Annotated in this window: 20 protein-coding genes; 1 reads left to right on the top strand and 19 read right to left on the bottom strand. The window is 67.7% G+C overall.

Translation table 11 applies throughout. From position 1 onward, the window contains the following. Positions 1-31 precede the first annotated feature (31 nt). Positions 32-787, top strand: a complete 756-nt coding sequence (lepB, locus tag FKQ52_RS07040) for a signal peptidase I (protein ID WP_141626527.1) — start codon at positions 32-34, stop codon at positions 785-787. Here the strand turns inward: lepB and FKQ52_RS07035 are convergent. The 19 genes from FKQ52_RS07035 to nuoN all read right to left on the bottom strand — a co-directional run bounded on the left by FKQ52_RS07035 (position 784) and on the right by nuoN (position 19,774). Continuing rightward, positions 784-1,140 (bottom strand): EF-hand domain-containing protein, encoded by a 357-nt coding sequence (locus FKQ52_RS07035; protein WP_141626526.1) that lies wholly within the window; start codon positions 1,138-1,140, stop codon positions 784-786. The genes lepB and FKQ52_RS07035 overlap by 4 nt on opposite strands. A 70-nt stretch (positions 1,141-1,210) precedes the next feature. Beyond that, the gene (locus tag FKQ52_RS07030; RefSeq protein ID WP_141626525.1) at positions 1,211-2,203 is read right to left on the bottom strand and encodes an FUSC family protein; all 993 of its coding nucleotides are present in this window, start codon (positions 2,201-2,203) and stop codon (positions 1,211-1,213) included. Between the two features lie 107 nt (positions 2,204-2,310). After that, positions 2,311-3,459: a lipid-A-disaccharide synthase gene (gene lpxB, locus FKQ52_RS07025; RefSeq protein ID WP_240811799.1), complete on the bottom strand. Its 1,149-nt coding sequence runs from the start codon at positions 3,457-3,459 to the stop codon at positions 2,311-2,313. A 17-nt stretch (positions 3,460-3,476) separates the two neighbouring features. Then, positions 3,477-4,310 carry an LpxI family protein gene (locus tag FKQ52_RS07020; protein ID WP_141626523.1) on the bottom strand — a complete coding sequence of 278 codons (834 nt, stop codon included), beginning with the start codon at positions 4,308-4,310 and terminating at the stop codon, positions 3,477-3,479. Continuing rightward, entirely contained in the window at positions 4,307-5,092 is a 786-nt protein-coding gene (lpxA, locus tag FKQ52_RS07015; RefSeq protein ID WP_141626522.1) for an acyl-ACP--UDP-N-acetylglucosamine O-acyltransferase, read from the bottom strand. Before lpxA ends, FKQ52_RS07020 begins: the two co-directional genes overlap by 4 nt. Continuing rightward, a complete protein-coding gene (fabZ, locus tag FKQ52_RS07010) occupies positions 5,092-5,556 on the bottom strand; it encodes a 3-hydroxyacyl-ACP dehydratase FabZ (protein ID WP_141626521.1) in 465 nt (154 codons plus the stop codon). The genes lpxA and fabZ overlap by 1 nt, the downstream gene beginning before the upstream one ends. Then, complete coding sequence (gene lpxD, locus FKQ52_RS07005) at positions 5,553-6,569, bottom strand: UDP-3-O-(3-hydroxymyristoyl)glucosamine N-acyltransferase (protein WP_141626520.1); 1,017 nt, start codon at positions 6,567-6,569, stop codon at positions 5,553-5,555. The genes fabZ and lpxD overlap by 4 nt, the downstream gene beginning before the upstream one ends. A 13-nt stretch (positions 6,570-6,582) precedes the next feature. Continuing rightward, positions 6,583-7,176, bottom strand: a complete 594-nt coding sequence (locus FKQ52_RS07000) for an OmpH family outer membrane protein (protein ID WP_141626519.1) — start codon at positions 7,174-7,176, stop codon at positions 6,583-6,585. Between the two features lie 34 nt (positions 7,177-7,210). After that, a complete protein-coding gene (gene bamA / locus FKQ52_RS06995) occupies positions 7,211-9,643 on the bottom strand; it encodes an outer membrane protein assembly factor BamA (protein WP_141626518.1) in 2,433 nt (810 codons plus the stop codon). A 32-nt stretch (positions 9,644-9,675) separates the two neighbouring features. Next, positions 9,676-10,893 (bottom strand): RIP metalloprotease, encoded by a 1,218-nt coding sequence (locus FKQ52_RS06990; RefSeq protein WP_141626517.1) that lies wholly within the window; start codon positions 10,891-10,893, stop codon positions 9,676-9,678. A gap of 21 nt (positions 10,894-10,914) precedes the next feature. Beyond that, complete coding sequence (gene dxr / locus FKQ52_RS06985) at positions 10,915-12,111, bottom strand: 1-deoxy-D-xylulose-5-phosphate reductoisomerase (protein ID WP_141626516.1); 1,197 nt, start codon at positions 12,109-12,111, stop codon at positions 10,915-10,917. Next, positions 12,108-12,935, bottom strand: coding sequence for a phosphatidate cytidylyltransferase (locus FKQ52_RS06980; RefSeq protein ID WP_141626515.1), 828 nt, complete (start codon positions 12,933-12,935; stop codon positions 12,108-12,110). Before FKQ52_RS06980 ends, dxr begins: the two co-directional genes overlap by 4 nt. Then, the gene (gene uppS, locus FKQ52_RS06975) at positions 12,935-13,693 is read right to left on the bottom strand and encodes a polyprenyl diphosphate synthase (protein ID WP_141626514.1); all 759 of its coding nucleotides are present in this window, start codon (positions 13,691-13,693) and stop codon (positions 12,935-12,937) included. The genes FKQ52_RS06980 and uppS overlap by 1 nt, the downstream gene beginning before the upstream one ends. Before the next feature lie 33 nt (positions 13,694-13,726). Further along, complete coding sequence (frr, locus tag FKQ52_RS06970) at positions 13,727-14,284, bottom strand: ribosome recycling factor (RefSeq protein WP_141626513.1); 558 nt, start codon at positions 14,282-14,284, stop codon at positions 13,727-13,729. A 30-nt stretch (positions 14,285-14,314) separates the two neighbouring features. After that, on the bottom strand, positions 14,315-15,058 hold the full coding sequence (pyrH, locus tag FKQ52_RS06965; protein WP_141626512.1) for a UMP kinase: 744 nt from the start codon (positions 15,056-15,058) through the stop codon (positions 14,315-14,317). Between the two features lie 69 nt (positions 15,059-15,127). Further along, the gene (locus tag FKQ52_RS06960; protein WP_141626511.1) at positions 15,128-16,801 is read right to left on the bottom strand and encodes a ribonuclease J; all 1,674 of its coding nucleotides are present in this window, start codon (positions 16,799-16,801) and stop codon (positions 15,128-15,130) included. Further along, positions 16,798-17,580 (bottom strand): type III pantothenate kinase, encoded by a 783-nt coding sequence (locus FKQ52_RS06955; RefSeq protein ID WP_141626510.1) that lies wholly within the window; start codon positions 17,578-17,580, stop codon positions 16,798-16,800. Before FKQ52_RS06955 ends, FKQ52_RS06960 begins: the two co-directional genes overlap by 4 nt. Further along, positions 17,577-18,326 (bottom strand): biotin--[acetyl-CoA-carboxylase] ligase, encoded by a 750-nt coding sequence (locus FKQ52_RS06950; RefSeq protein ID WP_141626509.1) that lies wholly within the window; start codon positions 18,324-18,326, stop codon positions 17,577-17,579. Before FKQ52_RS06950 ends, FKQ52_RS06955 begins: the two co-directional genes overlap by 4 nt. A gap of 2 nt (positions 18,327-18,328) precedes the next feature. Then, positions 18,329-19,774, bottom strand: a complete 1,446-nt coding sequence (nuoN, locus tag FKQ52_RS06945; RefSeq protein ID WP_141626508.1) for an NADH-quinone oxidoreductase subunit NuoN — start codon at positions 19,772-19,774, stop codon at positions 18,329-18,331. Between the last annotated feature and the right edge of the window lie 7 nt (positions 19,775-19,781).

The raw sequence follows: 19,781 nt of genomic DNA, 5'->3' as shown, positions 1-19,781 counted from the left end.
AGCCGCCCGCCAGACCCTCTTTGCTGACCCCATGACCGAAGACGCCAAACCTTCTCCCGGCCCCGTCCACGAAATGCTCGAGACCGCCAAGGTCATCGGGATCGGCCTGCTGGCGGCCACCGCCATCCAGACCAGCCTGTTCCAGCCCTTCACCATCCCGTCGTCCTCAATGGAGCCCGGACTGGTGACCGGCGACTATGTGGTGGTGTCCAAATTCGCCTACGGCTGGAGCCGGGCGTCCCTGCCCTTCAACCCGCCCCTGCCCTCGGGCCGGCTGTTCGGAAAACAGGCCGAACGCGGCGACGTCGTGGTGTTCCGCCGCCCCAGCGCGCCGGACCAGACCTGGGTGAAGCGGGTCATCGGCCTGCCGGGCGACCGGGTTCAGGTCATGGGCGGCACGGTCTTCATCAACGGTCGTGCGATCCGACGGACCCCGCTCGATATCGTTCAGGACCATGACGCCCCCGAGCGTCAGGTGCTGCAGGTGCGCGAGACCAGACCCGACGGCACGCCCTACCTGACCTACGACGGCGGTTCGGGTCAGCAGGGCGATGACACGGGCGTCTATGTCGTGCCCGAGGGCCAGTATTTCATGATGGGCGACAACCGCGACAACTCGCTGGATAGTCGTTGGCCCGCCGACGTCGGCGTGGGCCTGCTGCCGGCCGAAAACATCGTCGGCAAGGCCGAGATCATCGTCGCCTCGTGGAAGCCCGGCGCGGGCCTGTTCAAGCCCTGGACCTGGTTCAATCTCCAGTCGGGCCGGTTCTTCAAACCGATCGACTAGATCGCCCTCCAGGGCCGGAACTCGTCATAGCTCAGGACGCCGTCGCGGTTGGCGTCCAGCCGATCAAAGGCGGCGCGTGAACTGTGCGGCTCCTGCCTGTGGCCCTGCGTCTGGGCCAGTGAGGGCGCGGCCACCGCGCCGAGGGCCAGTCCCGCGGCCAGCGCCGCCGCCGCATACCACAGCCGGGGGCGCGCACGCGGCGCCCCTCCGATCTCGCGCTCCATGAAGGCCCGCACCGCCTCGCTGACGGTCACGCCGTTCTCACGGCAGCGCGTGGCGAAGGCGGTCTTGGCGCCGTAGGGCACGCGGACCTCGATGGTTTCGCTCTTTTTGGGGGCCTTGGGGCTGGTCATGGTCTGATCTCCGACGGATCACGGCACAGCCCGACCCGCGTACGAAGATGAAGCCGAGACGTCGCGGCGTCTAGATCAGGTGCAGATCGCGGAAGCGACCAATCAGGTCGTTCAGGTCCCGGTGCATGTGCGTCAGGCCGATAGCCGCCGCCCCCCGCGCCAGATCGCCGTCCGGTTCCGCGCCGCCCAACTTCAATGTGGCGTCGGGGTCATCCAGCGGTTCGACCGGCACGCCGCGCGACAGCGCCTCCATGCGGTCCACGGCGGTTGAAACCGCCAGCGCCCAGGGCTCCAGCCGCTCCAGCGCGCCGCTGACCTGGAATCCTCGTCCCAGAATGACGATGTCGCTGCGCACCCGCCAGAAGGTCCGCACCAGCGCCGCCCGGTCCGCCGTCTCCTTCTGCGCGCCGGGCAGGTCGATCACACTGGTCGCCGCCTGCCCCAGCCCGTCCAGACGCTTCTTCAGATCGGCATGCCTGCGCGCCAATTCCCCCTGATCCGCTTCTTCCCCCCTCATCACCAGTTCCAGCAGGGCCGCCGCCTTTCCGGCCGCCTCTCGCGCCTGCAGCTTGAAGGTCTGGCGAGCGTGATGCGGGAACAGCAGCAGGATGGCGACGACGCCCACGCCACTGCCGACGAGGATCTCCATCACCCGGTCCAGCGCCAGTTGCGCCGGCCCTTCCGGCCCCGCGGCGCCGGCGATGACGATGGCCGCCGTGACCGGCGCCACCTTAAGCCAGGGCCGGCCGGTTCCGAAGAAGGCCAGACCGGCCACGGACGCGGCGAGCCCCGCCATCATCCAGTTCACGCCCTCGGGTCGTGCGAAGGCGACCACGCCCCCCACGACCGCCCCGACCAGGGTTCCGATGCTGCGATCCCGCGCCACCGTCAGCACACCGCCGCCCACGCTGGTCTGGATCACGACGATGGCGGAGATCACGCTCCAGTAGGGATGCGGGAGCCGCAGGGCGGTCGCCAGATAGAAGGCCACGACCGCGCCCACCGCGATCTGCAGGGCCGCCCGCACCTCGGCCGCGCGGCGCGAGCTCAGGGCGCGCGCCATTTCAGAACCGCCCCGTCCGGCAGGCCGCCGCCCCGTCCCGGTCCCGCCACAGGCCCGCGTCGTTCAGAAGGCCGGGGATCAGGATCAACACCGGCGTGGTCACGATGTCAGACGCCCGCCTTCGCCGCGATGACCCGCAGCACCGCATCCGCCGCCAGACTGGATGGATCGGGGGCATTGCGGCCCATCAGGTCCAGCGCCGCCGTCTGGCGTTCGGCCTGCGCGCGTCGGGCCTCCGGATCGGCCAGAAGACGGCCAACCTCGGCGGCGACGCTCTCGGGCGTGGCGTCCTTCTGGATCAGCTCACGCGCGATCTCTTCATCGGCGGCGTGGTTGAACAGGGTCGCGTACTTGCCCGTGAAGAAGGGCTTCATGATCGCATAGCTGAGCGGCTGGAAGCGGTAGCCGATCACGATCGGCGCCCCGGCCAGCGCCAGTTCGGTCGAGACCGTACCGCTGGTCGCCAGCGCCACCGTCGCGGCCTTCATCGCATCATACTTCTCGGATTCAGAGACCAGATGCACGCGGAACGGCCAGGCCGCGATGCGACCGGCGACATCTTCCGCAACCGTGCCTGCGGCGACCACAGCCACTTCCAGCGCCGGATTGTCCCGCTTCAGCTTCGCCACCGCGCCCTCATAGACGGGGGTCATCAGGCGGATTTCAGACGGGCGACTACCCGGCAGAACCAGCAACAGATCAGCGTCCGGCGCGATGCCCCGGCGGGCGCGGAAGGCGGCGGGGTCGGCCGCGCCCATGTCCACGTGCAGGGCCTGCGAGCCGACAACCGTGGTCTCCAGTCCCTCCCGCTCGAACCACGGCGCGTCGAAGGCGTAGAGGGCCAGCAGATGGTCCACCGACTGCGCCAACGTCTTCGCGCGGCCGGGACGCGAGGCCCAGACCTGCGGCCCGACATATTTGATCAGCGGCACGCCCGGCAGCGCCTCTTTAAGCGCCTTGGCGACCCGGATGGTGAAGCCCCAGCTGTCGATCAGCACGACCGCGTCCGGCTTTTCCGCCACCGCGTGGGCGACCGTGTCGGCCACCCGCTGCTTGACCAGCCCATAGGCCTTCAGCCCCTCGATCCACCCGAGGATCGAAAGCTCGGCGATGTCGAACGGACTGACGACGCCTTCAGCCGCCATCTTCGGTCCACCGACGCCGACGAAGATCACATCCGCCCCCAGCCGCTGTCGCAGGGCCTGCGCCAGACCGGCGCCAAGCGCATCGCCGGAGGCTTCGGCCGCGACCAGCATGATTTTCAACGGACGGCTCACTGGTCCTCGCCCCAGACATACAGGCCCAACCGGTCGGCGGCTTCGATCAGCGACGGGCGGTCCATGACGATCAGCCTGCCCGTCACCCCGCCCACGCCCGCCAGACCGGCGGCGGCGGCCATTTCAATGGTGCGCGCGCCCATGACCGGCATGTCGACCCGCAGGTCCTGGATCGGCTTGGGCGCCTTGCCCAGCGCGCCCTTGCGGGCCGACGCCGAGCCGCGCAGGTCGCCGGGCAGACCCGCGACCCGCATCAGCATGGCGTCGGTGCCCTCTTGGGCCTCCACGGCCAGCACCAGCCCGTCACAGACGACCGCGCCCTGCCCGATGTCGAGTTCGCCGGTCTTGCCCGCCACGAACAGCGCCTTGCGAAGGTCGGCCAGTTGTTCGTCGGTCGGCTGAACCTTGCCCAGCGCCCCGGACGGCAGGGTCTCGCCGCCCAGAATGTCGTCGGCGCCCTCGACCGCGTACCCCTCGGCCTCGAACAGCGACAGGATTTTGCGCAGCAGGGCGTCGTCGCCCTTGGTCGCCGCGGCGATAATGCCCGGCAGGACCATAGCGCCCTTCAGATCGGGCTTCAGAGTCTTGAAATCCGGGCGGTTGACCGTCCCGGCCAGACAAACCGCCTTGCAGTCCGCCTTCTTCATCGCCGACATGATCTTGCCGATCTCGGCCATGCCCGCGTCGATGCCCGGGTAGTGGGCCAGGTGCGGATCGGCGAACCCGGCCAGACGGATGACGAACACCGGACGCCCCTCGGCCTCGCAGCGCGCGGCGACGGACACGGGCAGGGCCCCGCCTCCGGCGATCAGGGCCAGCTTGCCGCTCATCGTTCCGGCAGCGCCACCGGACGCCGGGTATCCTCGCGGATGAAGGCGATGATCTCCTGGATTTCCGGCAGGTCCGCATAGGTTTCAGCTGCGGCGGTCAGGCGGTCCGCGAACAGGCCATCGCCCTCGAAGATGTCGCGATAGGCGGCCAGCAGGCGACGCACCGCGTCCTTGCCGTACCCCTTCCGCTTCAGCCCGATCAGGTTCAGCCCATGCAGCTTCACATGGTTGCCCCAGGCCGAGCCGTAGGGGATCACATCGCGCGTCACCGCCGACAGGCCGCCGACGATGGCGCCCTGACCGATCCGGCCGAACTGGTGCACCGCCGCCAGACCGCCCAGGAAGACCCGGTCGCCGATCCGGGCGTGGCCGCCCAGGGTCGCGTTGTTGGCGAAGGTGACGTTGCTTCCAACCACACAGTCATGCCCGACGTGGGCGCCGGTCATGAACAGGCTGTTCGAACCGATCACCGTGACGCCGCTGCCCTGCGGCGTGCCGCGATTGAAGGTGCAGTGTTCACGGATGACGTTGTCCGCGCCGACCTCCAGCCGGACGGTCTCGCCCTTGTAGCCGGTGTGCTGCGGATCACCGCCGATGACGGCGAAGGGATGAATGATCGTCCGCTCGCCGACCGTCGTGTCCTGCTGGACGACTACATGGCTGACCAGACGCACGCCCTCGGACAGGACCACGCCCGGCCCGACCGTGCACCACGGTCCGATCTCGGCCCCGGCGGCGATCTCGGCCTTCGCGTCGATGACGGCTGTGGGATGGATCGCCATCAGGTCGCCGGCTGGTCCACCTTGACGACCATGGCCATGAACTCGGCCTCGGCCGCCAGTTTTCCGTCGATGAAGGTCTCGCCGCGGAACTTGTAGGCGTCGCCCCGGGCCTTGATCACCTTGACCTCCATGCGCAGCTGGTCGCCCGGCCGCGCCGGCTTGCGGAAGCGCACGCCGTCGATGGACATGAACATGATGACCTTGTCGGCCACCGCGACGTCCAGCGTCTTGGACATCAACAGGGCGCCCGTCTGGGCCATGGCCTCGACGATCAGCACGCCCGGCATGACCGGATCGATCGGGAAGTGGCCCGGGAAGAACGGCTCGTTGTGGGTGACGTTCTTGATGCCGGTGATCGAGGTCGCGGGCACGAAGGCTTCGGCCTTGTCGACCAGCAGGAAGGGGTAGCGGTGCGGCAGTCGCCGCATCACCTCGGCGTAATCAATATTGACGTCTTCGCTCATTGCTCTGTCTTCCCGCGGGCCTTGCCCCGCGCCTGTTTGGACACCCAGACGGTCTCGCGCAAGAATTGCCGAATGGGTTTCGCGGGATAACCCGACCAGGTTTCACCCGCCGGCACGTCGGCCAGAATACCGGCGCCGCCGGCGATACGCGCGCCGTCGTGGATTTTCAGGTGATCGCCGACGCCGGCCTGTCCGCCGAAGATCACGCCGTCGCCGACCACGACCGAGCCGGAAATCCCGGTGTGCGCCGCGATCAGGCAGTTGCGACCGATGACGCAGTTGTGGGCGATCATGACCAGATTATCGATCTTGGTGTTCTCGCCGATGACCGTGTCGTCATAGGCGCCGCGGTCGATGCAGGTGTTGGCGCCGACCGTGACATTGTCCTGCAGGATGACGCGGCCGAGCTGCGGCACGTCCACCGCGCCCGTCGCCGATCCGGCGGCGCCGAACCCCGGCTCGCCGATCCGCACGCCCGCGTACAGCTTCACCCTGTCGCCGATCAGGGCGAAGCCGACACTGACGTTCGGGCCGATGTGGCAGTCCCGGCCGATCTGGACCCCGGGCCCGATGACGGTGTTGGCGCCGATCCGCGTGCCGCGGCCGATACGGGTGCCCTCGCCCAGCACCACTCCGGGCTCCAGCACCACGCTGTCGTCCTCGACGACCGAGGCCCGCTCCGCCGCCACGGTGAGGCTGCGGGGCGCATGGAACAGCAGGGACGCCGCCGCCCAGGCGGCCTGGGGCGTTCCGGATACCAGAACCGCCGCGCCTTCCGGCGCCAGCTCCACCGCCGCGGCGGGCACGATCACGCAACCGGCCCCGGTGGCCCTGAGCTGTTCAGCGAACTTGCTTACGCCCATGAAGGCGACGTCGGTCGATGAGGCGGTCCCCAAAGGCGCAACGGCGGAGACCTTTCGGTCTCCGCCGCGCGACACTTCGGCCCCGATCCTTTCGGCCAGCCCGGCGACGTCGAGCGTCGTCAGGCTTTCGAAAAATCGCGGGTCAGGCATTCCGGGCCTTGGCTTACTGCTGCAGCTCGGCCGGAACCGCGCTGCGCTGGAACGTCGGCAGAGCCGGCAGCGCCTGATTCAGGCGCTGGATGGCGGCCGGGGTGATGTCCATGGCCGGGTTGCCGGCGAGGATCGAGCTGCCGTCCAGCAACAGGCTGCAGCCGCGCTCCTGATACAGGGCGGCGACGACCGGACGGGCGGCGCTCACGATGGTCTGGGTCTGCAGACGCTCGGTGTAGCGCAGCTCGTTGGCGCGGGTCTGCTCCAGTTGTTGGGCTTCCTGCAGACGGGTCTGCCAGGCGCGGGCGCGCGAACCGTCCGGATCCGCGGCCTGGCCACCTTGTTGCAGGGCGGTGGCTTCGCTTTCCAGCGAGGCGCCGTAAGGAGCCAGCTCGCCGCGAACTTCCTCGCCCAAACGTTGCAGGCCGGCGGCCAGCGACTGGCCGGCGGTGCTGTTCTGCAGCAGGGCTTGCGGGCTGTAGATGCAGACGCCCGTGATGGCCGGGCCATGCGTCAGCGGGGCCGGGGTCTGGGCCGGGGTCTGGGCCGCGGCGGCGCCGGCGGTCAGGGTAGCGAGGGCGAAGGCGCCGATAGCGATCAGTTTCATGGTCAGGCCTTTGGAGCGGGACTGCGTCCCACGGTTAGAATTGGGTAGACGTCGAGAAGCGGAAGGACTCGGTCTTGTCGTACTCTTCCTTGCCGAGAACCTTACTGATGTCGAAGCGGATCGGACCCATGGGCGAACGCCAGTGAATGCTGACGCCCGCGGAGGCCCGCAGCTCCAGATCATCAACGATGTTGCTGTCCGGCAGGCCCGAGGAGTTGACCGTATAGCGGTCGTCCAGAACGCCCAGGGTGCCGACGTCAGTGAACAGCGATGTGCGGATGCCGTACTCTTCCGGCAGATAGTTCGGGACCGTCAGTTCCAGCGTTCCGACGGCATAGAAGTTGCCGCCGAGGGCGTCGGTCGTGGTCAGGTCCCGCGGACCGATACCCGCGGTTTCGAAACCGCGGAAGCTGTTGCCGCCCTTGAAGAAACGGTCGTTGATCCGCACCGGGTCCCCGCCCCAGCCTGCGACATAGCCGGTCTGGGCCTTGGCCGTGACGACCCACTGGGGGGTGATGCCCCAATAGGCTTCCACCTCGGCTTCGGTCTTGATGTAGTTCACGTCGCCACCGATGCCGGCGAAGTCCTGACGCAGGGTGCCGGTCCAGCCGCGGGTCGGGCGAACCGGATCGTTCCGGCGGTCGACCAGCAGGGTGTAGCCCGCCGACGAGTTGAGGAACGAACCGACCTGATCGCACAGGGCGTTCGAGCCGGCGCCGCTCGCCGAGCAATAGCCCGAAGGCACGATGATCTCATCGCTTTTCAGGAAGTATCGGGTGCTGAGCAGGGTATAGCCGTTCAGCGGATAGGACAGACGCAAGCCGCCGCCGGTCGACCGGTAGTCGTAGGACGAATATTCGCTGAGGTCGTAGCGCGAGTGGAAGGCGTCGAAGCCCGCGCGCAGGTCACGACCGAGGAATTTCGGCTCGGTGAAGCGGAAGTCGATCTGCTGACGCAGCGAGCCCCACTCCAGTCGGGCCACGACGTTCTGGCCACGACCGCGGAAGTTCCGCTCGGTGATGCCCAGGTTCAGCACGAAGGAGTCGACCGAGCTGAAGCCCGCACCGACCGACAGTTCGCCGGTGGGCTGTTCGGTGACCGTCACATTGACCACCGACCGGTCGGGGGCGGAGCCGCGCGATTCCTCGACGGTGACGTCCTTGAAGAAGCCCAGGGCGCGCAGATTGTTACGCGACCGCTCCAGCAGGGTGCGGTTGAACGCGTCGCCTTCGCTCAGCATCATTTCGCGGCGGATGACGTTGTCCAGCGTGCGGGTGTTGCCGACCACGTTGATCCGGTCGACGTAGACGCGCTGGCCTTCGCGAACATTGAACGTCACGTCGACGACATTCGTCTCCGGGTTCGCGCGGTACTCGGGCTCGATCTCGACGAAGGCGTAACCGGCCGAACCGGCGGCGAACGTCAGGGCGTCCACGGCGGTTTCGATCTTGTCGCTCTCGTAGAGGTCGCCCTCACGGATCGGAAGCAGGCGCTTCAGGAAGTCCGGGTTCAGCCGCTCGCTTTCGGTGACGATATTGACCGTGCCGAAATTGTACCGATCGCCCTCATCCACCGTCAGGGTGATGCCGAAGCTCGAGTCGTCCGGCGCCAGCTCGCTGACCGCCGACAGGACGCGGAAGTCGTAGTAGCCGCGGTTCGTATAGAATTTCCGCAGCTGCTCGCGGTCGTAATCCAGACGGTTCGGGTCGTAGTTGTCGTTGGTCGTGAACAGCCGCCACCACTGCGACTGCTTGGTGACCATCACATCGCGCAGATCAGAGTCCGAAAACGCCTGGTTGCCCAGGAAGGTGATGGCGCGAACGCCCGTCTCGGCGCCTTCGTTGATCTCGAACACCACGTCGACGCGGTTCTGTTCAAGCTGGACGATCTTCGGCGTCACCGTCGCGCCGATACGGCCCGACAGGCGATACAGCTCGACGATCTTGCCCACGTCTTCCTGAATACGGGCGCGGGTGTAGATGCCGCGCGGCTTCAGGGTGACTTCCTCGGTCAGCTTTTCCTCGCCGATCGCGCTGTTACCCTCGAAGACCACCTGGTTGATGATCGGGTTTTCAACGATTTCGACGACCAGATCGCCGTTCGGCTGCACGCCCAGCTGGACGTCGGCGAACAGCTGGGTGCGGGTCAGGGTGCGGACCGCGACGTCCAGCACCGCGGCGTCGACGACGTCGCCCGGCTGGATCGGCAGATAGGACAGGACCGTGGTCTGGTCGATGCGCTGGTTGCCGCGCACCAGAATGCGGGCGATCTGCACGCGCTCCGGACGCTCCGGCGGCGCGGCCTGCTCCTGCGGAGCGGTCGTGATCGGCTCGCCGGTCTGTACGGCGGGCGCGGGCGCGCTTTGCGCCAACGCCGGTCCGGCGAGGCCGGCGGCCACGACCAGAGCCAGAAGGCTTGGGCTCGCGGCGCGGGCGAAACGAAGGGCGGACGCGTCTTTTCGGATCATACGGGAAACCATCGGGGGCTGGCGTCGGCTCATCATGCGAGCCCGCCGAGGAATTTGAACAAACTCAGTTTCTGGAGATCGTTCCAGGTTGCGAACAACATCAATCCCGCCAGCAAAGCAAGACCGACCCTGTAACCGACCTCCTGAACACGGGCGGGAACTGGCCTGCGCGCCACAGCCTCATAGCCGTAGAACATCAGGTGGCCCCCATCCAGCACGGGAATCGGCAGCAGATTTACAATACCCATTCCGATCGAAACTATGGCGGCGAACTGCAGATAGGTCAGAACAAGGTTCAGGATCAGGACCGAGGGCGGCGCTTCATAGGCCACGGCCTGCTTGGTCACGCCGCCCGCGGCCTTGGCGATGCCCAGCGGACCGTTCAGCAAATCCCCGGACTCCTTGCCGACGAAAATGCGGCCAAGGTAGGTGAAGGTGGTGGTGACGACCGACACCATGGCGTCCGCGCCCTTGCCCACGGCCTCGAAGGGATTCAGGCGGCGATAGCTGAAGTCCGATTGCTGCATCGCGCCCAGATACAGGCCCACCCGCGCAACCTTGGTGCGTCCGGCGACCTCGTCTTCCTCAAGTTGACGGACCGGGGTGGCCACCAGCGACACCACCTGTCCTCCGCGTTGAACGGTGAAGGTCAGGGGATCATTGGCCGACAGGAGGATGGTCCGGGTGACCTCGACGCCCTCGGTGACCGGACGACCGTTGATGGCGGTGATCAGATCGCGCGGCTGGAAGCCCGCGGCGGCCGCGGGGCTGCCCTCGGCGACCCGGGCCACGCGTGGGGCCTCGATCCGCTCGCCGATCACGCTGAACAGCAGGGTCAGCAGCACCAGAGCGAGCGCGAAGTTCGACAGCGGCCCGGCCGCCACGATCAGCGCGCGCTGCCACACCGGCTTGAAATGGAAATACTCTTTCACCGCCGCCGGGCCGTGCTCGGCGACCACGCGGGACTTCAGCTCATCCAGTCCCGCCTGGTCCGGCACGCTGGAGGCGTCCAGATCGCCCGAGAATTTCACATAGCCGCCCAGCGGAATCCACCCGAGCCGCCATTCGATGCCCTTCCTGTCGGTCCGGCTCAGCAGGGCGCGCCCGAAGCCGATGGAAAACCGGTCGACCTTCACGCCGAAGGCGCGCGCGACAAGGAAGTGGCCCAGTTCGTGGATGGTGACGATGAACGTCAGCAACAGCAGGAACGGCACGATGTAGATCAGCGCCTGGCCGATAAAGCCTGTCATGCCGAAAAGAATCCTCCGCCGTCAGGCCGCTGCTGCGAGACCCCGAACGGTCAACTCCGCCACCCGCCGCGCCTGCGCGTCCACGGCCAGAGCCGCGTCGCAGGCGTTTTGGGAACCGGAATCCACCCCCGAAGCCGTCACGCGCGACAAGGTGTCGGCGACGACTGCGGCAATATTTAGAAAGCCCAGTCGGCGGTCAAGGAAAGCCAGGGCCGCCACCTCGTTCGCGGCGTTGAAGACGATCGGGGCCACGCCCCCCGCCTGCAGCGCCTGACGGGCCAGTTTCAGCATCGGAAACCGGGTCTCATCCGGGGCCTCGAAGGTCAGGCGGCCCAGCGCGGCGAGGTCCAGCCGGGGCGCGGCCCAGCCGATCCGGTCAGGCCAGGCCAGGGCGCAGGCGATCGGCGTCTTCATGTCCGGCGGCCCCATCTGGGCCAGCGTCGAGCCGTCGACGTACTCCACCAGACTGTGAATGATCGATTCAGGGTGCACCACCACATCGATCCGCCCGGCCGGCGTATCGAACAGATAGGCCGCCTCGATCATCTCCAGCCCCTTGTTGGCCATGCTGGCGCTGTCGACCGAAATCTTGGCCCCCATGCTCCAATTGGGATGGGCCACGGCCTGCTCGGGAGTGATTCCCGCCATATCGCCGACCGGCGTGGTCCGGAACGGGCCGCCGGACGCGGTCAGGACCAGCTTCGACACCTGCTCCGGCGCCTCATGCGGGAAGACCTGGAAGATCGCCGAATGCTCCGAGTCCACCGGGATCAGCCGCCCGCTCGACGCCTTGACCCGTTCGATCAGGGCCGGACCACAGCAGACCAGGCTTTCCTTATTGGCCAGCGCCAGCGTCGCCCCCGTCCCCGCCGCCGCCCAGGCGGACCGCAGGCCCGCCGCGCCGACGATGGAGGCCATCACCCAGTCCACAGGCCGCGTCGCCGCCTCGGTGATCGCCGCCTCGCCCGCCGCCGCCTCGACGCCGGTTCCCGAAAGGGCCTCGCGCAGGTCGGTCAATCGGGCCGGATCGGCGGTGATGGCCAGCTTCGGCTTCCAGCGTCGGGCCTGCTCGGCCAGTCGGGCGATGTTGGCGCCCCCGGTCAGAACCTCGACCTCGAACGCCCCTGCCCCGCTCGCCTCGGCCTGCGCCATAAGGTCCAGCGTCGAACAGCCGACCGACCCGGTCGAGCCCAGCACGGTCACGCGACGGCGGATCACGCGCCGCCTCCGTGCAGACCGAGCATGATCAACTTCCCGCAGGCGACGATCACGACGGCGAACATCAGACCGTCCACCCGATCCAGCAGCCCGCCATGACCGGGGATCAGCTTGCCCGCATCCTTGACCCCGTACCGGCGCTTCAACGCGGATTCCCACAGGTCGCCCGCCATGGTGGCGGTCGCGGCGAGCAGACCCAGAAGCCCGCCCCACAGTCCGATCCCCATATCCAGATATGCGCCCAGCAAGGCGCCGCACACCGCGCCGCCGATCAGGCCGCCGATGAACCCGGACCAGGTCTTGTTGGGCGAGTAGCGCGGCCACAGCTTGGGCCCGCCGATCGAGGATCCGGCCAGATAGGCGATGCTGTCGGCGCTCCAGGTGACCATGAAGGCGAAGACTGTCCAGTACACGCCCATATAGGGAGCCGTCTCGGTGTCGCCGGCGCGCAGCCAGACCAGCAGGATCGCGGGCCAGCCGAGGTAGAGCACGCCATAGGCCGCATCCAGCGCCTCCTGCCCCCGGCTCCGGGCGAACAGGGCCGCGGCCGCGGCGCAGAACACCAGCATGACCAGCGCCAGTGAAAGCTGGCCCACGTGGGCGGAAATTACGGCGGCGAACAGCCCCAGTCCGACCGCGCCGGCCACCAGAGGCCAGGCCCTGGCCGCGCTCATCCGGGCCCATTCGACGGCCAGCAGGGCGCAGGCGATCAGCATCAGCCCCAGGAACCAGACACCGCCGGCCCAGATGACCAGCCCCGCCCCGGCGGACAGCACGATGCCTGATGCGAACCTCAGCCCGACTTCCCGCGGCTTCATCGCCATCAGACGGCCGCCCTGGCGGCGGGGCGCCCGCCGTAGCGGCGGTCACGGCTCCGGAACTGTTCGACCACGTCGGCCAGGGCGGCCTCGCCGTAGTCGGGCCAGAGAATGTCCTGATAGACCAGCTCGGCGTAGGCGGCTTCCCACAGCAGGAAGTTCGAAAGGCGATATTCTCCCGATGTGCGCACGATCACATCCACCGGCGGCCCGCCCGCGGTGGACAGTCCGGCGCCCAGCGAGGCCTCATCCAGCGGCTCGACCGTCTCGCCCGCCTTCACCCGTTCGACATAGCGGCGGGCGGCGTCGACGATGTCCGCCCGACCGCCGTAGTTGAAGGCGACCTGCAGGATGAATTTGTCATTGTGCGCGGTCTCGGCCTCGGCCTTGTCCACGATCTTGGCGATGTCGGCCGGCAGCCCCTCGCGGCGGCCGAGAACGCGCAGACGGACCCCCGCCTTCTCCAGCCGCTTCAGATCGCTGCCGACATAGGTGCGCACAAGCCCCATCAGGTCGGACACCTCGTCCGCCGGACGCTGCCAGTTCTCGGTCGAAAAGCCGAACACGGTCAGGCACTGGATGCCCAGCTTGGGCGCGACCTGGATCGTCCGTTTGAGCGCCTGAACGCCCTCCCGGTGCCCGACGGCGCGCGGCAGACCACGCGCCTCGGCCCAGCGGCCGTTGCCGTCCATGATCAACGCGACATGGCGCGGCCCGGGAGAGGTGGGACCTTCGGGCGTCTGACTGGCGGGTTCGGCGCTCATGCGTCGGCGGGTTCCTGGAACAGGTCTGAGACCTCAGACCTGCATGATCTCAACTTCCTTGGCCTTCAAGGTCTCGTCGATGCGCTTGATGGCCGCGTCCGTGTCCTTCTGGACCTCGGCCTCCATCTTCTTCTGCTCGTCCTGGCTGATGTCCGAAGCCTTTTCGGCCTTCTTCAGATCATCGTTGGCGTCGCGACGAACGTTGCGGACGGCGATCTTCTGCTGCTCGGCGTATTTGCCGGCCAGCTTCACATATTCCTTGCGGCGTTCTTCGGTCAGCGGCGGGATCGGAATACGCAGGGTCTGGCCGTCGACGATCGGGTTCAGGCCCAGACCGGCGGCGCGGATGGCCTTCTCGACCGAAACCACCATGCCCTTGTCCCAGACGCTGACCGAGATCAGGCGCGGCTCCGGCACGCTGATCGCGGCCACGGCGTTCAGCGGCGAGGTCGAGCCGTAGGCCTCGACCTGCACGGGGTCCAGCAGGCCCGCGTTGGCCCGGCCGGTGCGCAGGCCGGAGAATTCTTCCTTCAGGGCGGTGACCGCCTTGTCCATGCGGTCGCGGTAGGTCTTGAGATCGGGCTTGGCCATGATCGTTTCTCTCGGCTTCTTATAGGTTTGTCAGGCGGCCTTGCCGTCCGCGCTGATGACGGTGAAGGGACCCTTGCCCGTCAGGGCGTTGCGGAACGAACCGTCCTCACGGATCGAGAAGACCACGATAGGGATGCCCGAGTCACGCATCAGGGCCACGGCCGAGGCGTCCATCACCTTCAGGTCGCGCGCCAGCACGTCGTGATAGGTCAGGGTGTCGTAGCGGGTCGCGGTGGCGTCCTTCTTGGGATCGGCGGTATAGACGCCGTCCACGCTGGTGCCCTTCAGCAGGGCGTCGCAGCCCATTTCAGCGGCGCGCAGGGCGGCGCCCGAGTCGGTCGTGAAGAAGGGCGCGCCGACGCCGGCGGCGAAGATAACCACGCGGCCCTTCTCGAGGTGACGCAGGGCGCGACGGCGCACATAGGGCTCGGCCACGGCGTTCATGGTCAGGGCGCTCTGCACACGGGTCTGGACGCCGTGCTTCTCAAGCGCGGCCTGCATGGCCAGGGCGTTCATCACCGTCGCCAGCATGCCCATGTAATCGGCCGAGGCGCGATCCATGTCGCCAGCCGCCTTCGACAGGCCGCGGAAGATGTTCCCGCCGCCGATCACCAGACAGATCTCAACGCCCTCGCGGGAGACTTCGGCGATGGCCGCCGCCACGTCGGCCACGGTCTTCATGTCGATGCCGTAGCCCTGGTCGCCCATCAGAACCTCGCCCGAGACCTTCAGCAGGACGCGTTTGTAGCGGAACTCGGACGGGACGTCGGGCATGGGGGCAGACCTTGGGCGGGGGAATCGGCTCCTTATAGGAACCTCATCGCCCGCTTCAAAGCCCTGATCCTAAAGACGCAGGATGATCGTCTCGACGATCGGCCTGCGGTCCCAGATTTGTTGACTGGCCTTCTTCAGCGCTCGTGAGATGGCCTGTTCGATGACCATTTCGTCTTCCAGCGCCTCGCCTTTCAGCTTGCCGACCACCTGCTCGACCCGTTCCGCCAGATCATCGAGCGAGTCGCCCAAGGGCATCTCCTCGTCGCCGGGCAGGCCGATGCCGCGCACGTCGATGTCGCTGACGATCTTGCCGCGCTTGTCCATCGCGAAGCTGACGATCAGCACGCCGTTGGTCGAGGCGTGACGACGCTCGTGCAGCGCCTCGCCCTGTTCGGTGACCAGACGTCCGCCGTCCACGTACAGACGACCGCTCGGAACCTCGTCGATGATCGCCGCCGGGCCGGGGGCCAGACGGACCATGTCGCCGTTGCGCGGCGTGATCGATTCCGGAACGCCGACGTCCCGGGCCAGGTTGGCGTGCTCGACCAGATGGCGGCGCATGCCGTGGGTCGGCACGGCGATCTTCGGCCGCGCCCATTCGTACATCTGGCGCAGTTCGTCCCGGCACGGGTGGCCCGAGACGTGGATGCCGCGGTGATCCTTCTCGGTGTAGAGGCGCACGCCCCGGTCGGCGAGCTTGTCCTGCAGCCGCCCAACCGACAGCTCGTTGCCCGGAATGACCCGCGACGAGAAGATGCAGTGATCGCCGTTCGACAGCTTCACATAGGGGTGGGTGCCTTCGGCCACGCGTGACAGCGCCGCGCGCACCTCGCCTTGGCTGCCGGTGCAGAGGTACAGGATTTCGTCAGCCGGCCAGACGCGGGCTTCCTGCTCGCTCAGGAACGGCTTGATGTCATGCAGCATGCCGACGTGCTTGGCGGCGGCTGTGATGCGGTGCATCGACCGACCCGCCAGCGACACGCGACGGCCCGCGGCCTCGGCGGCGCGGATCACGCTGTCCATGCGCGCGACGTTGGAGGCGAAGCAGCCGACCGCGATCCGCCCCTTCAGGCCGCTGATCAGTTCCGACAGGGCCTCCCGCACGCCGCCCTCGGACCCCGCCGAGCCTTCGACGAAGACGTTGGTGGAATCGCACACCATCGCCAGCACGCCCTCGTCGCCCAGACGGGTGATGGCGTCGGCGTCGGTGACGCCGCCGATGACCGGATCATCATCGATTTTCCAGTCGCCGGTGTGCAGGATCGTGCCCAGCGGCGTCTTGATCGCCAGACCGTTCGGCTCGGCGATGGAGTGGGTCATGGTGACCATGGTCACCTGGAACGGCCCCAGATCGATCGTCCCGCCCAGCGGCACCTCGATCAGCTCCACCTGATCCAGAATGCCGGCCTCGCGCAGTTTCTCGCGGATAAGATAGGCGGTGAACGGCGTGGCGTAGAGCGGCGCCTTCATGCGCGTCCACAGCCAGCCGAGAGCGCCGATATGGTCCTCGTGCGCGTGGGTCAGCACGATGCCGCGGATTTTCTCGCCCTCGAGGAAGGCGGGGTCCGGCACGATCACGTCAACGCCGGGCGTCGACAGATCGCCGAAGGTCACGCCCACGTCCACGATCAGCCATTGGCGATCACGCTCAGGGCCGTAGCCGTAGAGGTTCAGGTTCATCCCGATCTCGCCCGATCCGCCCAGCGGCAGGAAGACGAGTTCGTCGTCAGTTCGTTTTTTCATATGTCCTTGAGGTGGGTGTTCCGCCGCCAGATTTCCAGCAGGCCGCGGATGGTCAGGTCCGGATCAAACCGGTCAATGCTGTTGGTCGCGCCTTCGAACAGGGAGACCACGCCCCCCGTGCCGATGACGGTCATGGGCTTGCCCCACTCGGCCTTGATGCGGGCGACCAGCCCCTCGATCAGGGCGATGTATCCCCAGAACACGCCGGATTGCATGTTCGAGACGGTGTCCTTGCCGATCACCTTGTCCGGCTTCTGGATGGCGATGCGGGGCAACATTGCGGCGGCCTCGTGCAGGGCCTGCAGGCTGAGGTTCACGCCCGGGGCGATAATCCCGCCCTCGAAGGCGCCGTCGGCGGCGATGACGTCGAAGGTCGTGGCCGTGCCGCTGTCGATGACGATCAGATCGCCCGGATACAGCAGGTGCGCCCCGATGGCGTTGACCAGCCGGTCGGCCCCCGCCTCGCTCGGCTTCAGGATGCGCACCGGAATGCCCAGATCGACATTGTCGCCGATCACCAGCGGCTCGCTCGACAGATAGCGGCGCGACAGGTTGCGCAGGTTGAAGATCGACTGCGGCACGACGGACGAGATGATGCACCCCGTCAGGTCCGCCAGCGTCAGCCCGCGCGTGGTCAGCAGCTGGGCCAGCCAGACCGCATACTCATCCGCCGTGCGCTGCGAGTCCGTGGACGCGCGCCACTGGGCAATCCATTCGCGCCCGTCGTGGACGGCGAACAGCGTGTTGGTGTTGCCCTGCTCGATCGCCAGCAGCATCAGTGGGCCTCCCCGAAGAACACATCGCCCGCGGAAATCAGCCGCAGCGAACCATCCGCCAGTCTCAGTTTCAACGCCCCGTCCGGCGCGACGCCCTCGGCGCGGCCCTCGACGGTCTCATGCCCCAGCCGGGCCACGGCAGGGCCGTCCAGCCCCCGCGTCCGCGCCGCCCAGGCGTCGAGGATGGGCGAAAAGCCCAGCGTCTCCCAACGCTCCAGCCAGACGCCGAACGTCCCGGCCAGTTCCTCGACCGCGCGCTCCACCTTCGGGGGGGCGATGTGGGCGGCGGACAGATGGTGCGACAGGGCGGTGGCGGGACGCTCCGTCCCCTGCGGCGCCTCGGCCAGATTAACCCCGATCCCGACCGCCAACCACAGCCCGCCGTCCGCATGGGCGCCGGACTCGACCAGGATGCCGCAAGCCTTCACGCCCGCCAGCATCACGTCATTGGGCCATTTGATCGTCACCAGCGACGGCGGCGCATAGCGGTCCAGCAGGTCCGTCACGGCCAGAGCCGCGATGAAGGTCACCTGCGCCGCCTCGGCGGGCGACTTGCGGGTGGTGGCCAACAGGGTGCTGAACAGGTTGCCCGTACTGGCTTCCCACACCCTGCCCCGCCGACCACGCCCGGCGGTCTGGCGGCGGGCGGCGATCCACAGTGGTCCCGTCTCTCCCGCCTCGGCCCGGCGACGGGCCTCGGCGTTGGTGGAATCGATCTGATCGAGCAGCAGGACCGGAGCGGTCGCCAAGCCTAGCCGCCTCCGAAGCCCGACGCGGCGCGCGCGGCCAGCGGCACCAGCCACGGCAGGGCGACGAGCACGACCGGGAAGCTGAAAGCGGCGGCGGTCAGGGCGATGGTCCTGGCCTCGACCGGCGTGGCGTCGGTCGCCACGGTCCCTTCCGGAGCCGGGTCGAACCACATCACCTTCAGGATGCGCAGGTAGTAGAAGCCGGCCACGACCGACGCGACCAGACCGGCGGCGCCGACCAGCCAGTAGCCTGCCTCGGCGGCGGCCCCGAACACATAGTACTTGGCCCAGAAGCCCGACAGCGGCGGCATCCCCAGCACCGACAGCGACAGGATCGTCAGCGCGATCGTCATCAGGGGGCGCTCCTTACGCAGTCCCGCGAGATCGCTGATCTTGCGGATCGGACGTCCATTGCGGCTCAGCGACAGCAGAATGCCGAAGAAGCCGAACTGGTCGATCACGTACAGGGTCATGAACAACAGCATGGCCTGAACGCCGAAGGTCGTCCCCGCGGCGATGCCCAGCAGGGCGTAACCGATGTTGGCGATCGACGAATAGGCCAGCAGGCGTTGCAGGTCCTTCTGAACCAGACCGCCGAACGCGCCGACGGCGAAGCTGATCAGCGAGATCAGGATCAGCACCTGCGCCCACTGGGCGTAGGAGTTGGCGAAGGCGCCTTCCAGCGTGCGAGCGATCAGCACCATGGCCGCGACCTTGGGGGCGGTGGCGAACAGGGCCACGACCGGCGTCGGGGCGCCCTCGTACACGTCCGGGGTCCACATGTGGAACGGCGCGGCCGAGACCTTGAACGCCAGACCCGAGATCAGGAACACCAGACCGAAGATCAGGCCGGTCGACTGGTTGGCGGCGGCGTAGGCGGCGATGTCCTCAAAGCGCATCGAGCCGGTGAAGCCGTAGATCAGGCTGGCGCCGTACAGCAGCAGGCCCGACGACAGCGCGCCCAGCACGAAATACTTCAGACCCGCTTCCGACGCCTTCAGGTCGTCGCGGTGGAAGGCAGCCAGCACATAGAGCGCCAGCGAATGCAGCTCGATGCCGACGTAGAGCGAGATCAGGTCGCCCGACGAGGCCATCATGCCCATGCCGGCCGAGGCCAGCACGATCAGGATCGGGAACTCGAACTTGGCGATCTTCTTGCGGTGCATCCAGCCGTTGCCCAGCACGATGGCCGCGGCGCTGGACAGGAAGATCACGGCCTTGCCGTAGACGGCCAGCGGATCGGCCACATAGGCGCCGTTGAAGGCCTGGCCGAGCGGGCCGGTCACCGTCACGACCGTGGCGGCGATCAGCAGCAGGACCGACAGCCAGGACACCAGCCCTGCGCTGCGCTCGCCCGAGAAGGCGCCGACCATCAGCAGCACAAGGCCGCCGACCGCGAGCGTGATCTCGGGAGCCGAAAGGTGAAGGGCGGAAATCAGATCAGGCATCATGGTC

Source organism: Brevundimonas sp. M20 (assembly GCF_006547065.1).
GTDB lineage: Bacteria > Pseudomonadota > Alphaproteobacteria > Caulobacterales > Caulobacteraceae > Brevundimonas.
This window is presented reverse-complemented; position numbering and strand designations above follow the sequence as displayed.

Bases quoted from the DNA above. Each gene is read 5' to 3' on its own strand.
- bamA (WP_141626518.1), bottom strand. From the start codon at position 9,643: ATGATCCGAAAAGACGCGTCCGCCCTTCGTTTCGCCCGCGCCGCGAGC.
- pyrH (WP_141626512.1), bottom strand. From the start codon at position 15,058: ATGCCCGACGTCCCGTCCGAGTTCCGCTACAAACGCGTCCTGCTGAAG.
- FKQ52_RS07030 (WP_141626525.1), bottom strand. From the start codon at position 2,203: ATGGCGCGCGCCCTGAGCTCGCGCCGCGCGGCCGAGGTGCGGGCGGCC.
- lpxD (WP_141626520.1), bottom strand. From the start codon at position 6,569: ATGCCTGACCCGCGATTTTTCGAAAGCCTGACGACGCTCGACGTCGCC.
- FKQ52_RS07000 (WP_141626519.1), bottom strand. From the start codon at position 7,176: ATGAAACTGATCGCTATCGGCGCCTTCGCCCTCGCTACCCTGACCGCC.
- FKQ52_RS06960 (WP_141626511.1), bottom strand. From the start codon at position 16,801: ATGAAAAAACGAACTGACGACGAACTCGTCTTCCTGCCGCTGGGCGGA.
- frr (WP_141626513.1), bottom strand. From the start codon at position 14,284: ATGGCCAAGCCCGATCTCAAGACCTACCGCGACCGCATGGACAAGGCG.
- lpxA (WP_141626522.1), bottom strand. From the start codon at position 5,092: ATGGCGATCCATCCCACAGCCGTCATCGACGCGAAGGCCGAGATCGCC.
- FKQ52_RS06990 (WP_141626517.1), bottom strand. From the start codon at position 10,893: ATGACAGGCTTTATCGGCCAGGCGCTGATCTACATCGTGCCGTTCCTG.
- fabZ (WP_141626521.1), bottom strand. From the start codon at position 5,556: ATGAGCGAAGACGTCAATATTGATTACGCCGAGGTGATGCGGCGACTG.
- lepB (WP_141626527.1), top strand. From the start codon at position 32: ATGACCGAAGACGCCAAACCTTCTCCCGGCCCCGTCCACGAAATGCTC.
- lpxB (WP_240811799.1), bottom strand. From the start codon at position 3,459: ATGCTGGTCGCGGCCGAAGCCTCCGGCGATGCGCTTGGCGCCGGTCTG.
- nuoN (WP_141626508.1), bottom strand. From the start codon at position 19,774: ATGCCTGATCTGATTTCCGCCCTTCACCTTTCGGCTCCCGAGATCACG.
- uppS (WP_141626514.1), bottom strand. From the start codon at position 13,693: ATGAGCGCCGAACCCGCCAGTCAGACGCCCGAAGGTCCCACCTCTCCC.
- FKQ52_RS07035 (WP_141626526.1), bottom strand. From the start codon at position 1,140: ATGACCAGCCCCAAGGCCCCCAAAAAGAGCGAAACCATCGAGGTCCGC.
- FKQ52_RS07020 (WP_141626523.1), bottom strand. From the start codon at position 4,310: ATGAGCGGCAAGCTGGCCCTGATCGCCGGAGGCGGGGCCCTGCCCGTG.
- FKQ52_RS06980 (WP_141626515.1), bottom strand. From the start codon at position 12,935: ATGGCGATGAAGCCGCGGGAAGTCGGGCTGAGGTTCGCATCAGGCATC.